This is a genomic window from Nocardia sp. NPDC004654 (assembly GCF_040609595.1).
Classification (GTDB): domain Bacteria; phylum Actinomycetota; class Actinomycetes; order Mycobacteriales; family Mycobacteriaceae; genus Nocardia.
In genome coordinates, this window is sequence record NZ_JBEXKI010000008.1 from 20,451 (window position 1) to 33,771 (window position 13,321).

At 70.4% G+C, this 13,321-nt stretch carries 12 protein-coding genes and 1 riboswitch; of the genes, 8 read left to right on the forward strand and 4 right to left on the reverse strand.

The features are described from left to right. The first annotated feature begins 403 nt into the window (after positions 1 to 403). Positions 404 to 1,285: a hypothetical protein gene (locus tag ABZV58_RS25570; protein WP_355002693.1), complete on the forward strand. Its 882-nt coding sequence runs from the start codon at positions 404 to 406 to the stop codon at positions 1,283 to 1,285. A 41-nt stretch (positions 1,286 to 1,326) separates the two neighbouring features. Here the strand turns inward: ABZV58_RS25570 and ABZV58_RS25575 are convergent, their stop codons facing one another. Continuing rightward, positions 1,327 to 2,019 (reverse strand): winged helix-turn-helix transcriptional regulator, encoded by a 693-nt coding sequence (locus ABZV58_RS25575; protein ID WP_355002694.1) that lies wholly within the window; start codon positions 2,017 to 2,019, stop codon positions 1,327 to 1,329. Positions 2,020 to 2,112: 93 nt separating this feature from the next. On the opposite strand from ABZV58_RS25575, the gene ABZV58_RS25580 reads away from it, so the two are divergent. The 6 genes from ABZV58_RS25580 to ABZV58_RS25605 all read left to right on the forward strand — a co-directional run bounded on the left by ABZV58_RS25580 (position 2,113) and on the right by ABZV58_RS25605 (position 6,885). Then, positions 2,113 to 3,249, forward strand: a complete 1,137-nt coding sequence (locus ABZV58_RS25580; protein WP_355002695.1) for an acyl-CoA dehydrogenase family protein — start codon at positions 2,113 to 2,115, stop codon at positions 3,247 to 3,249. A gap of 72 nt (positions 3,250 to 3,321) precedes the next feature. After that, a complete protein-coding gene (locus tag ABZV58_RS25585; protein WP_355002696.1) occupies positions 3,322 to 3,864 on the forward strand; it encodes a DM13 domain-containing protein in 543 nt (180 codons plus the stop codon). 125 nt (positions 3,865 to 3,989) lie between these two features. After that, positions 3,990 to 4,115 carry a hypothetical protein gene (locus tag ABZV58_RS25590; protein ID WP_355002697.1) on the forward strand — a complete coding sequence of 42 codons (126 nt, stop codon included), beginning with the start codon at positions 3,990 to 3,992 and terminating at the stop codon, positions 4,113 to 4,115. Positions 4,116 to 4,236: 121 nt separating this feature from the next. Further along, on the forward strand, positions 4,237 to 4,782 hold the full coding sequence (locus ABZV58_RS25595) for an HNH endonuclease (protein ID WP_355002698.1): 546 nt from the start codon (positions 4,237 to 4,239) through the stop codon (positions 4,780 to 4,782). A 24-nt stretch (positions 4,783 to 4,806) separates the two neighbouring features. Continuing rightward, entirely contained in the window at positions 4,807 to 5,079 is a 273-nt protein-coding gene (locus tag ABZV58_RS25600; RefSeq protein ID WP_355002699.1) for a WhiB family transcriptional regulator, read from the forward strand. A 192-nt stretch (positions 5,080 to 5,271) separates the two neighbouring features. Further along, positions 5,272 to 6,885: a substrate-binding domain-containing protein gene (locus tag ABZV58_RS25605; protein WP_355002700.1), complete on the forward strand. Its 1,614-nt coding sequence runs from the start codon at positions 5,272 to 5,274 to the stop codon at positions 6,883 to 6,885. A gap of 112 nt (positions 6,886 to 6,997) precedes the next feature. Here the strand turns inward: ABZV58_RS25605 and ABZV58_RS25610 are convergent, their stop codons facing one another. Further along, complete coding sequence (locus ABZV58_RS25610) at positions 6,998 to 7,927, reverse strand: virginiamycin B lyase (protein ID WP_355002701.1); 930 nt, start codon at positions 7,925 to 7,927, stop codon at positions 6,998 to 7,000. Then, complete coding sequence (locus tag ABZV58_RS25615; RefSeq protein ID WP_355002702.1) at positions 7,920 to 9,407, reverse strand: ABC-F family ATP-binding cassette domain-containing protein; 1,488 nt, start codon at positions 9,405 to 9,407, stop codon at positions 7,920 to 7,922. Before ABZV58_RS25615 ends, ABZV58_RS25610 begins: the two co-directional genes overlap by 8 nt. Before the next feature lie 60 nt (positions 9,408 to 9,467). Between ABZV58_RS25615 and ABZV58_RS25620 the strand changes: the two genes are divergently transcribed. After that, the gene (locus ABZV58_RS25620; RefSeq protein WP_355002703.1) at positions 9,468 to 10,052 is read left to right on the forward strand and encodes a TetR/AcrR family transcriptional regulator; all 585 of its coding nucleotides are present in this window, start codon (positions 9,468 to 9,470) and stop codon (positions 10,050 to 10,052) included. Positions 10,053 to 10,116: 64 nt separating this feature from the next. Here ABZV58_RS25620 and gcvP read toward each other — a convergent pair whose 3' ends face one another. Then, the gene (gene gcvP, locus ABZV58_RS25625) at positions 10,117 to 12,936 is read right to left on the reverse strand and encodes an aminomethyl-transferring glycine dehydrogenase (RefSeq protein ID WP_355002704.1); all 2,820 of its coding nucleotides are present in this window, start codon (positions 12,934 to 12,936) and stop codon (positions 10,117 to 10,119) included. A gap of 182 nt (positions 12,937 to 13,118) precedes the next feature. Continuing rightward, positions 13,119 to 13,217, reverse strand: a riboswitch (glycine riboswitch). Between the last annotated feature and the right edge of the window lie 104 nt (positions 13,218 to 13,321).

The window sequence follows — 13,321 nt, forward strand, 5'->3', positions numbered from 1 at the left end:
GCCCGGCGAAGACCCGTGCCACAATTTCGGTGCAGGTTATGGGTCGGACGGCGAGGGGATTTCCGATCGTGCGTAACGGTTTTTGCATCGCTGCGTCGCTGGCACTGGCCCTCCTCGCGACGGGGTGTGGCGGCAGTGAGTCCGACGCGCCGAGACCGACCGTGACAACCGGCGCGTCTTCGACAGCGCCGCCCACGACCGGCACCCCGCCCACACCCGTGCCGACGCACACGGGGTTGCTGCCGAAGACCGCCACCCCCGTCACTCGACCGACAACGGCCATCTCGACGGTCGGACCGCCTACGACGACGCCGAGCCTCATCGCGCCGCCGCCGGAAACCGGCGAGACGGCTGCTCCCGATGAGTCGACCACACCAGTCGAGCCCACGAACCCGCCCACCCAGTGACGAACGCGAATGATGAGCGCGCGTTCGCGCTGCTTCCACTGCTCGGCGCCCTTGCCTCGCAGGTCGCGTTCCTCACCGGTGTTCTCTACTACTTCGGCTGGGCGTACAGCCGCGCCTTCTTCGGATACTTCGGCGTGCCTGCTGGAACGCTCGGGTTTTCGACACAGGACTATGTGCTGTTCAGTGTCGGAACGATGTTCGTGCCCCTGCTCGCCACGCTGCTCGCAATACTCGTATTGCTCGCCGCGCGGCGGCTCCCGGCCTGGCACGCGCTCGCCAGCGGGCGGCCACGCGACACCCTGAGATGGTGGGTCCGCGCCTTCGCCCTGGCCGGCACGCTGCTGATCGTGGCGGTCGCCGTCTTGGTCTACGTCCCGACGCCGTTCGCCGCGCCGCTCTCAGTCGAGGCGCCGTTCCTGCTGATCGCGGGCGCGGCGATGATCGGCTACGCGAGCTGGTTGCGGTGGCGATACCCGACCGTGCTGGGTGTGCGACGGCCGCCTCGCACCGTCATGCAGGTCAGAACCATCGCCCTCGTCGCCGTCGCCATGATCGGCTATGTCTGGGCCGTCGCCGCCTTCGCCGAACGCAAGGGACACGACGACGCCGTGCACCAGGAGGCGGTGCGGTTCGTCGATCGCCCCGCCATCGTCGTCTTCAGTGTCGACCGCCTCGGTATCGAGGGCTCGGGCGCCCAGGTCGGCGAGCTGACCGAACCCAACGGCAGATACCGATACGTGTACAGCGGACTGTGGCTGCTCGCACGCACTTCGGACCGGTACTACCTGCTCCCGCAGCAGTGGCAAGCCAAGCGCGACCGGGTGTTCGTCCTCGAGGACAGCGACTCCATCCGGATCGATATCGCGCGGAATCCTTAGTGCACCTCAATCCGGTAGCCGTCGCTACGGACGCGGTCCGTTCAGGCCGACATCGAGGTCAGCTCGGGTCGCGAATCCGAATACGGCGCGACGGGACTCAGTTGCAGCACGGTCGGCATCCGGCGCGTGAGGGCGGAGGGGCCGATGAATTCGAGGCGGCCGGTGCGCAGGGCGTGCAGAACCGGGATCCGGCCCAGCCACACCTGGTAGAGCGAGCCGACGTCGGAGCGAATGGTGACGTCCACCGGATAACCGGGGTCGGTGACGCACACCGAGGGCGCGCCGCGTTCGACGACGATCCAGTAGCGGCGCGGGTCGTCGGTGAACCGCACCGCGAGCACCTGCCGCGGCCCGGGAAACGAGGAGGTGTCGACGCGGGTGTGCATCCACCAGACGAGCAGATCGGCGTCGAGCTCGTCCGGGTCGGGTTCGCCGAAGGTCCAGCGCGCGCCCCAAGCGCCGAGGCCGAACAGGATCGGCTCGAGTTCCCGTCCCGCCTCGGTGAGCAGATATCGGCCGCCCAGCTTCTCGACCAACCCGGCCCGCTCGAACTGGCGCAGCCGTTTGGTGAGCAGGGTGCGCGACAGGCCCGGCAGGCCGCGAGCCAGGTCGTTGAAGCGGGTGGTTCCGAGGAGCAGGTCGCGCAGGATGAGCAGCGACCAGCGCTCACCCAACAGGTCGAGTGCCCGGGAGACCGGGCAGTACTGGCCGTAGCTCGCCGTCGCTGTCGTCACACCACACCTCGCGTTCTCGTGGTCCATTTCGTGGACTGGAGGAGTCCACTTTCTGCACTATTCGGTTATCGCGTGGCTTCGTAGCTTCGAAACATGACCACTACCGCTATCCCCGCAATGACCACCACCGACTGGATCGAGCGCGCCCGCTCGGTCGGCGAGACACTGCGCGCCGAGGTCGCCGACCGCGACCGCAGCGGCGAGATCTCCGCACCCGCCTTCGACCTGTTGCGTGACACCGGCCTGTCGGCCGCCCTGGTACCCGCCGAGTACGGCGGGGGCGGCGCGACGCACCGCGACATGGGCGAGGTGCTGCGCGAACTCGGCCGCCACGACCCGTCCACCGCGGTGGCCTTCGCCATGCACGCGCACTTGGTCGCCACCCAAGTCTGGCGGCACAAGCACGGCGCCGACGCCACGCCGCTGTTCCAGAAGGTGGTCGGCGGTGCGCTGCTGGTCAGCACCGGGGCGTCGGACTGGGTCGGCTCCAACGGCCGCGCCGAGCGGGTCGACGGCGGCTATCTGGTGCACGCGCGCAAAGCGCCCGCCAGCGGCTGCGAGATCGGCACCGTGCTGGTCACCAGCGTCCGTTACGACGAAGGCCCGGACGGCCCGCAGGTGCTGCACTGCGCGGTGCCGCTGAGCGCGCCCGGCATCCGCATCGAAAAGACTTGGGACACTTTGGGTTTGCGCGCGACCGGTTCGCACACGGTGGTACTGGACGGCGTGTTCGTCCCCGACGCCGCCATCTCGCTGATCCGGCCCGCCGACGTCTGGCCGCCCCTGCTGAACGTGGTGATCGGCGCGGCGATGCCGCTCGTCCTCGCCGCCTACCTCGGCATCGCCGACGGCGCCGTCGACACCGCGCTGGCCGTGGTGTCCGGTCGCGGCGATCCGCACATCGTGCAGCTCGTCGGCGAGCTGGCCAACGCCCACACCACCGCGGCCGATCTGGTCGAGGCCATGTTCAGCGGCTCGGCGAACCTGGAGTTCGGCAACACCGACGCCTACGCGGCCCGCACCCTCAGCCGCAAGACGGTCGCCGCGGACGCTCTGATCGAGACCGTGCGGCTCGCCATCGAGACGGTCGGCGGCGTCGGCTACTCGCGCTCCAGCGAACTCGAGATGCGTTATCGCGACGTGCACGGCTGCTTGTTCCACCCGCTGCCGCGCGCCAAGCAGATTCTCTTCAGCGGCCATGTTCTGCTCGGACACACCCCGCTCGACTGAACCGCGTGAACGATTCCCTCGTGTTCGGTGATGATGGAACAGCGACGTGCTTCGCCCGCGGGAAGGAAAACCATGGTGTCCGTGCGCAAGATCGCTCGATCCCCGATCGCCTGGGTGCTCACAGCGCTCGTCATAGTCGGTCTCGGCGCGGCGCTCGCGCTGTTCCAGCCTTGGCGGCTCGTCACCGACACCACCGTGAACGAGGCGGTCCCGACCGCGGCGCAGCCCGGCGGGATGCCGGGGATCGATACCGGGGGGCAGCCGCGCACGCTCGCCACGGGGACATTCATTTCCCATGAACACGGCACGTCGGGCACGGTGAGCGTCCTGCGACTGGCCGACGGCAGCCGGGTGCTGCGGGTCGAAGACCTGGACACCTCCGACGGACCGGATCTGCACGTCTGGCTCACCGACGCCCCTGTGCTGGAAGGCAGGGCGGGCTGGGGCGTCTTCGACGACGGCCGCCACGTCGATCTGGGGCAGCTGAAGGGCAACAAGGGCAGCCAGAACTACGCCATTCCGGCCGATGTCGACCTCACCTCTCTCACCAGCGTCTCGATCTGGTGCGACCGGTTCAACGTGTCCTTCGGCGCGGCCGCCCTGCACGCCGCCTGAGGCGTCCCGCACCCGCGAAAAAATGACCCGACAAACGCGGGTTCCCTGTGCCACCATGTGATTCCACGATGATCGCCCCAACCGACGGGGCGATCAGGCGAGTACCTGGAAGGAGGAGGTGGCCCGTGCATCCGAAGATCGCGTATTCGGCGGAAAGCAAAGCCGTACAGCGGTTCTCGATTATCGAGAGCGGACAGCCCATGCGCGGCGGCGACGACGTCGCGGCGAGCCACCTCTCGGCCGACCGCTGACGCTCCGGTTCCGCGAGGAACCGCCCGATCGCTGCGCGAACTCGACAACAGAGCGCCGCGAACCAGACGGCGCCGCGCTTCGCTGAATCTTCCACTTTCTCCACGAAACATGGTGAGCCCCATGATGTTCCGACGTGCCGTCGGCCCGGCGGCGTTGACCGCCGACAACTGGATACACAGCGGCGTCCTCGTATTGAACGCCTCCTACGAGGCGCTCGACGAGGTCGCCGCCGAGCGCGCGGTCGTGCTGTTGATCAGCGGCGCCGCCGAATCCGTCGCCGACCGGGAGCCGCACTTCCCGATCCGGTCACGGAACATGGAGATCGCCCTCCCGGAGACCATTCGACTGCTGCGCTACGTCTACATCGAGCACACCGCCCGGGTGCACGACGAGAGCCGCGCCACCCTGGCGGCCGTGCTGCGGCGCGACGGGCACCGATGTGGCTACTGCGCGGGCTGCGCGCGCACCGTCGACCACATCCGTCCGCGCAGCCGCGGTGGCCCCAACACCTGGAGCAACCTGATCGCGGCGTGCGCGCCGTGCAACACGCTCAAGGCCGACCGGACGCCGGAGGAAGCGGGCATGCGGCTGCTGTGGCAGCCGAAGGCGCCCGATCCGCTGGCCAAGCGGCAACGCCAGATCTGGAAGCAGCTGGCGAGCACCTGAGAACCGAGAAAGGAGTAAGGATCCATGACCGTCCGAACATCACCGACCGGTGCCGAGCTCACGCTCGCCGACCTGCTCCCGCTCTCGGACGCCCGAGGGTGGCATCGGGCCGCGTGCCGCGGTGATCCCAATCACGAGGCCTGGTTCCCGTACCCGTCACAGGACTTCGACTACGCGCGCGGCATCTGCGCGAGCTGCCCGATCCGGTCGGCCTGTGCCGAGTTCGCCGCCGACACCGGACAGTCCGGTGTGTGGGGTGGGCACGAGTTCGACCGCGGGCGGATGATCCGCGAATAACCGGCCGCCGAGCCGCCGACGCACCACGACGTCGGCGGCTCGCGTACGTCGAGGCGCCCGGCGCCGCGCGCGCCGATCCGGTGGACTCGCCGGGCGGGCGAACCGGCGGTGACCATACACTGTACCGCCGTGGGCACTCATCGCAGCGGGACCAGATCTCGAGGTATCAGCAAAGGTCCGGTTATCGCAGTGGTGGCCATTCTGCTACTCGGCGCCGCGGTTTTCGCCTGGGTCCAGTTCCGCGACCGGGCTGCCGATCGCGACAGCGCGGCGGCCGCGGAGTGCGTGGAGGGACCCTCGACGCTGTTCGTCACCGTCGATCCCGACCTCGAGGCGCCGGTGCGCGCCATCGCCGACAAATACAACGCCACCGAGCCGCAGGTGCGCGATCACTGCGCGCGCGTCTCGGTGACGGCGCGACCCTCGGCCGAGGTGGCCGAGGCGTTCCGTGCGGGCGGCGCGTGGAACCCGGCGCTGGGACCGCAACCCGCACTGTGGATTCCGAGCTCCTCGCGTGCCGTCGAGATCATGCGGGTGCCGGGACTCGTTGCGGGAGAACCGAGTCCGATCGCCGGCAGCCCCATCGCGCTCGGCGTGCCCGAGCAGGTACGCGCCGCGCTGGAGGACGCGCGGATCGCGTGGGGCGATCTGCCTCGCCTGCAACAGGGTTCGCTCGGCGAGCTCGGCCTGTCCGGTTGGGGCGGGTTGCGCATGGCGCTGCCGGACGGCGACGCCACCCTGGCCGCCGCGGTCGCGGTCGGTGCGGCCGTGGCGGGCGAGGAGCCGCTGACCGACGCGGGCGCGCAGTCCGGCCAGGTGGTCGCCGCGGTCTCCGGCTTGGCGTCCGGCGCGCCGGAGGCCGCGGACACCGCCGCCGCCCTCGCCGCGATCGCCGATCCGACCCATGCCGCGAACTCCGCCATCCACGCGGTAGCCGCTACTGAACAGCACATAGCCGGGCAGCCCGGTGTCGCCGTCTTCCGACCCGCGGGCAACCCGCCGGTGGCCGATCATCCCGCCGCGCTCATGTCGGGCCCGTGGGTCGACCAGACGCAGAACCTGATCGCCGGACTGTTCGTCGATTACCTGCGCAACCCCGAACAGGCACCGTTCTTCACCAGCGCGGGCTTCACCGCGGTGCCCCCGCCCACCGGTCCCGGCGCGTCGCGCGCCGCGCTGGACAAGCTGCGGTCCACCCTCGCGCATCCGGTGCTCGGCGTGCATTCCACGGTGTTGCTCGACGTGTCGGCATCCATGTCGACCGCCGAGGGCGCGAGCACTCGACTGGCGAACACGCTCGGCGCGCTGCGATCGACCATGAACGTCATGCCGCCGGACTTCGGCCTCGGCGTCTGGACCTTCGGTAAGAGTCTCGACGGCGTCAACCCGTACCGCGTGCAGGCCCGCACCGCCGCCCTCGCCGACGGCCAGCGCACCGCGCTCGACACCGCGCTGAGCGCCGTGCGCGCCACCGAGACCCGGACCGACCAGGCCTATCCGGCTCTGCTCGCCGCGTACCGCAGCGCCGTCAACGGCTACGCCGAGGGACGGACGAACTCGGTGCTGCTCATCACCGACGGACCCGACGACGACTCCTCGGTGACCGGCGCGCAGCTGCTCGCCGATCTCGCGGCGGCCGCCGACCCGGATCGCCCGGTGCGCGTCGACGTCATCGTGATCGGCGGCAACGGCACCGACACGCTCCAGACCGCGGCCCAGCGCACCGGCGGCACCTACACCCGGCTGGCCACCTCGAACGACCTCAGCTTCGGCAGCGCGGTCGTCCAGGCCCTCACCACGCCGTAGGAGCGGCGGCACCTGCACCCGGCTCGCCACCTCGAACGACCTGAGTTTCGGCAGCGCGGTCGTCCAGGCGCCCACCACTTCGTAACGCGGGGCACCGCGGTCGATGAGGCGCTCAGCGCTCTGTAGGTGTGCCGGAGCGCGGTTCCGTCGTCGACTCGCCCCCTCGTGCGCGAAGCCGGGCGGCCTGTTCGCGGCCGTCCGGTTCGACACCCACGAGCGCGCCCGACTCCATGGCCACCCAGATCAGGCCGTCCGTGCCGACCGCCAAACCGTGTGGTTCCCCACCGGGAAGGTCGAGCTCGCCGATCTCCCCAGCGGTGGTGACCCAGCCGAGCCGGGCGCTCCCCCACTGCGTAAACCACAGCGCCCCACCGGGTCCCGCGATGATCGCGTGCGGACGCGCGGCGCGATCGGGCAGCGGGAACTCCTCGATCGCCCCGTCGACGGTGATTCGGCCGATCTGTCCCGCGCCGATCTCGACGAACCACAGCGCGCCGTCGGGGGCCGCTGTGATCCCCACCGGGTTCGCTTGCTCGGTCGGCAGCGGATACGTGGTGATCGCGCCGTCCGTGGTAGCGCGGCCGATGGCGTCGACCTGGTTCAGGGTGAACCAGAGCGCGCCGTCGGGGCCCGGCGTGATCATCGAGGGCATCCCCTCGACCGGGTAGCGGGTGATCGTCCCGTCGTCGGACAGTCGCCCGATGTGCCCGGTCTGGAGTTCGGTGCACCAGAGCGCGCCGTCCGGTCCGAGGCACAGACCATACGGTGCGTCCGCGGCGACGAAGGACAGCACGCCGTCCGCGCCGATCCGGCCGATCCGGTTGCCGCGAAACTCCGTGAACCAGACCGCGTCGTCGGGCCCCGAGACGATCACCGTCGGCTGCCCGTCGGCCGGGTCGAGGGCGAAGGTCTCGATGCTCTCCCCCGCCCACCGGCCGACCGCACCCTGGGCGGCCATCGTGAACCAGAGCGCGCCCGCCTTGTCGACGGTGACGCCGTACGGCGCACCCGGCGCCTCGATTGTCGTGCGGACCTCAGGCAAACTCGTGCACTTCCTTTCGTTCTCCACGGAACCGGCGGCGCAGCGCCCGGTCGTGGCTGACCACGACCACCGCGCCCGGATACGCACCGAGCGCCTGCTCCAGGTCCTCCACCAGCGCGAGGGACAGGTGGTTGGTCGGCTCGTCGAGCAGCAGCAGATCGTGCTCGCCTGCCAGCACCCTGGCCAGCGCCAGCCTGCGGCGCTGCCCTTCGGACAACGCTCCGACAGGCACGTCGAGCGCGCTCCGATGGAACAGCCCGGTCGACACCAGCGCGTCCCTGCCGTGGCCGTAGGCCTGGGCGACGGTCTGCGCCGAATCGAATGCGACCTCCTGGCGCAGGTAGCCGACCCGGCCCGGGGTGCGGGCGTAGATCGCGTCCAGCAGAGTCGACTTGCCGGAGCCGTTGGGGCCGTCGATCAGCAGCCGGTCGCGCGGGCCAAGGGTGAGTTCGCCGATCTCGAACGACTTCGCCTGTGCCGCACCGAATCTGCCGCGAAATCGCAGCGGCTTCGGTGGCGGCGGCACGGGGTCGTCGGTCAACCTGCGCAACCGCTCGGCCGTCTGCCGCACGCGCGAGGAGATGGAACTCTGCACTCGGCCCGCGTTGCGGTCGTAGGCCATCTTGTTGTTGTCCTTCATCACCCGGCCCGCCGCGACCCGGTGCGCGGTGGTCGCCGAGAACTCCTCGAGCCGCCGGATCTCCTCCCGCCACTGCGCGTAGGCCTGCTCCCAGCGCTGCCGCGCCGCGGCCTTCTCGGCGAGGAAGCCGGTGTAGCCGCCGCCGAATCGGGTGACGCCGCCCTGGTCGACCTCGATGATCGCGGTCACCACGCGGTCCAGGAAGACCCGGTCGTGCGAGACCACCACGACGGTGCCTCGATGGCCGCGCAGACGGTCCTCCAACCAGGTCAGTGCCGCTTCGTCGAGGTGGTTGGTCGGCTCGTCGAGCAGCAGGATCTCGGGGGACGCCGCCAGCAGGCAGGCCAGACCGAGCCGCGCCTGCTCGCCGCCGGACAGACTCGCCACCGCGCGGTCGCGCCCGATGCCCGCGAGCCCGAGGCCGTGCATCGCCTTGTCGACCCTGGCGTCGGCGTCGTAACCGTCCCTGGCCTCGAAGGCGGTGAGCAGCTCGCCGTAGGCGTCCATGTCCTGCGCGGCGGCGGCTTCCAGCATTCGCCGTTCGAGGTCGCGCAGTTCGGCCAAGGCCAGATCGATGGCGTCGGCGACGGTCTCACCGACCAGAGTTTGGCCGAGATAGCCGATGCCGCCCGGCGCTTCGACGGTCACGGCGCCGTCGTCGGCGCGCTCGGCTCCGATCATGAGGCGCAGCAATGTCGACTTGCCCGAACCGTTCTCCCCGACGATGCCGACTCGTTCGCCGGGCCGGATCGTGAGCGTGACGCCGTCGAGCACGCGGCGGTCGCCGTAGGACTTCGCGACACCCCGGAGGGTCAGCTGGGTGGTCAGATGGAACTCCAATCGCTACTTGTGTAGCTTTAAGCTAACAAACAGACCGATTTAACGCAACAGGAGTTGTCTTTGGAGACGCAGAAACGTCCCGGCGGCCGCAGCGCGCGGGTCCGCGACGCGGTGCGCGCGGCCACCCTCGCGGAGCTCGCCGAGCACGGCTACCAGGGGCTTTCGGTGGACGCGGTGGCCCAGCGTTCCGGGGTGCACAAGACCACGGTCTATCGCCGCTGGCGCAGCCCGGAAGGACTGATCGCCGACGCGCTCGACCTGGCCGCCGCCGAACCGTGGCCGATTCCGGACACCGGCACGCTCGCCGAGGACCTGCGCGCGCTGACCGAACTGGTGCGAACCGGCTTCGCCGACCCGGAAGCGGGCCCGGTCGCGAGCGCGTTCATCGCCGCGGCCATGCAGAATTCCGCCGCCGCGACCGCGCTGCACGACTTCTACCAGGCGCGCCACCGGCAGTCGGCCGAACTCGTGCGGCGCGCAGTCGACCGCGGCGACCTCCCGTCCACCGTCGACGCGGAGCAGATCGTCCGCTTCGCTGTCGCGCCGATCTTCTACCGGCTGTTCATCTCCCGCGAACCGGTGACCGCCGAGGACGCGCGCGTGGCGGCCGACGCGGCCCTCGCCGCGGCACGTGCTCTGAGCTGAGTCCGAACACACGAAAGCCGCCGCGCCGAGGTGCTGTCCTCGGCGCGGCGGCTCGCGTCGCGTGTCAGTCGGTGTAGGCGTCCAGCGGCGGGCAGGAGCACACCAGGTTACGGTCGCCGTACGCGCCGTCGATGCGCCGCACCGGCGGCCACACCTTGGCCCTCGCGTGTGCGAGACCCCTTGGGTAAACGGCGATTTCGCGGCTGTAGGGGTGTTCCCAGTCGCCGACCAGGCTGGCCGCCGTGTGCGGCGCGCCGCGCAGCGGGTTGTCCTTCACCGGCCAGACGCCCGCGCCGACCTGATCGATCTCGGCGCGGATGGCGATCATCGCCTCGATGAAATCGTCGAGCTCGGCGAGGTTTTCGCTCTCGGTCGGCTCCACCATCAGCGTTCCCGCGACCGGGAAGCTCATGGTCGGCGCGTGGAAACCGTAGTCCGCCAGGCGCTTCGCCACATCGTCGACGGTGACGCCGGTGCGTTTGGTGATCTCGCGCAGGTCGAGGATGCACTCGTGCGCGACCATGCCGTTCTCGCCGGTGTAGAGGACGGGGAAGTGCTCGTTCAGCCTGCGCGCCACGTAGTTGGCCGAGGCGATGGCCGAAAGGGTGGCGCGACGCAGGCCCTCGGCGCCCATCATCCGGATGTAGGCCCAGGTGATCGGCAGGATCGAGGCGGAACCGTACATGGCCGCCGACACCGCGTGCGAACCGCGCTCGAGCGGGTCGCCGGGCAGGTACTTCGCCAGGTGCTCGCGCACCGCCACCGGCCCGACGCCCGGACCGCCGCCGCCGTGCGGGATGCAGAAGGTCTTGTGCAGGTTCAGGTGGCTGACGTCGCCGCCGAACTTGCCGGGACGGGCGAGGCCGACGAGCGCGTTGAGGTTCGCGCCGTCCACGTACACCTGGCCGCCTGCGTCGTGGACCAGCGCGCACAGCTCGGCCACCTCGTGCTCGTACACACCGTGCGTGGACGGGTAGGTGATCATGATGCATGCCAGCCGGTCGGCGTGGTCGGCGATCTTCGCGCGCAGGTCGTCCAGGTCGACGTCACCGTTGTCGCGGCACTTGACCACCTCGACGCGCATGCCGACCATGGCCGCGGACGCGGCGTTGGTGCCGTGCGCGCTGGACGGGATCAGGCAGGTGTCGCGGTGCGTGTCGCCGCGGTCCAGGTGGTAGCGGCGGATGGCGAGCAGCCCGGCGTACTCACCCTGGCTGCCCGCGTTCGGCTGCAGGCTCACCGAGTCGTAGCCGGTGATCTCGCAGAGCCAGTTCTCCAGATCGGCGACGACCTTCAGCAGACCGGGCGCGTCCTCGACCGGCGCGTACGGGTGCACCCTGGCGAAACCGGGCCAGGTGATGGGCTCCATCTCGGCGGTCGCGTTGAGCTTCATGGTGCACGAGCCGAGCGGAATCATGCTGCGGTCCAACGCGATGTCCTTGTCGGACAGCCGCCGCAGGTAGCGCAGCATCGCGGTCTCGGTGTGGTAGCTGGTGAACGCCGGATGGGTCAGGAACTCGGTGGTGCGCGTCTCGATGGAGGCGGCGGGCGCGGCCGCGGCGTCGTCCAGCGACCGTGCGGTGCCGAAGGATTCGAGCACGGCGGCGACGTGCGCCGAGGTGGTCGCCTCGTCGCAGGCGATGGCGACGTGGTCGGCGTCGACGAGGCGCAGGTTGATACCACGCGACTTCGCCTTGGCCACAACGGCTTCCGCGCCACCGGGGACGTGCGCGAGCACGGTGTCGAAGAAGGTGGCGTGCACGACGGCGCCGTCCAGGCCCGCCGCGATGGCCGCCGCGTGGCCGTGCACTCGCCGCGCGATCGCCCGCAGTCCGTCCGCGCCGTGGTAGCTCGCGTACATCGCGGCCACGATGGCCAGCAGCACCTGGGCGGTGCAGATGTTCGAGGTCGCCTTCTCGCGACGGATGTGCTGCTCGCGGGTCTGCAGAGCCAGCCGGTAGGCGAGATCGCCGTCCGCGTCCACCGAGACGCCGACCAGCCTGCCCGGCAACTGCCGCGCGAACTGCCCGCGCACCGCCAGATACCCGGCGTGCGGACCGCCGAAGCCGAGCGGAACGCCGAAGCGCTGGGTGGTGCCGAAACAGGCGTCGGCGCCCTGCTCGCCCGGCGGGGTGATCAGCGTCATCGCGAGCAGGTCCGCGCCCACCGCGACCAACGCGCCGCGCTCGTGCGCCGCCGCGATCACGGCCGTCCAGTCGACTATCCGGCCGGAGGCGCCCGGCGCCTGCAACAGCACGCCGAAGAAGTCGCCCTCGGGCAGCTCGCCGGTCGACAGATCCGCCTCGACGATCTCGATGCCCAGCGGCTCGGCCCTGGTCTCCAGCACGGTGCGGGTCTGCGGGAACAGGTCCGCGTCGACGAGCAGCCGCGCCGACTTCGACCGGCCCGCCCTGCGCAGCAGCGTCATGGCCTCGGCCGCCGCGGTCGCCTCGTCCAACATGGACGCGTTGGCGACTTCCATGCCGGTCAGATCCGAGACCATGGTCTGGAAGTTGAGCAGCGCTTCGAGGCGGCCCTGGCTGATCTCCGGCTGGTAGGGCGTGTACGCGGTGTACCAGGCCGGATTCTCCAGCAGGTTGCGCACCAGCACCGGCGGGGTGAGGGTGTCGTAGTAGCCGAGGCCGATCATCGAGGCGGCCACAGTGTTGGCGTGCGCGAGCGCGGCCAGCTCGGTGAGCACCTCGTGCTCGGTGGCGGCGGGCGGCAGCGCGGCGAGCGCCCCGGCCGCGGAGTCGTCGAGGATGCTGGCGGGCAGCGCGGCGGTCGCCAGGTCGTCCAGCGATCCGACGCCGACGACGGGCAGGATCCGGGCTAGTTCGTCCCGGTCGGGTCCGATATGACGGTCGGCGAATGATCGAGTCACGGCAGCAGCTCCATGGTCGGGCGGGTCGATGCCGTGTCGAGGGACGCGGTGTCGACGGGTACCAGCCCTCCCCCTCTGTCGTGGTGCCTGAGAGATTCGGGCGACCCGGCCGGAGCCGGTCCCCTTTCCCCATGGGCGGGCGGCCCTGCGCACAGCGCAGACCACCGCTTTCCAGAGGCGCCGAAGCCCGTACGGTCCCTGTTGCCTGAGAGATTGACGGGGAGGTGCTGCTCCTTCGGCGCCCGGTCTGCTCGAGACCGGGACTCTCCCGCACGGCGGCGACGCACCGTCAGTTTATGTCGCCGCCCCGCGAAACAACGTCTCCGCCCCGGTGTCGCCCTCGTCACTCCGCGCGAGCACGCCGAAAAAGGCCACCGTCCCTCGT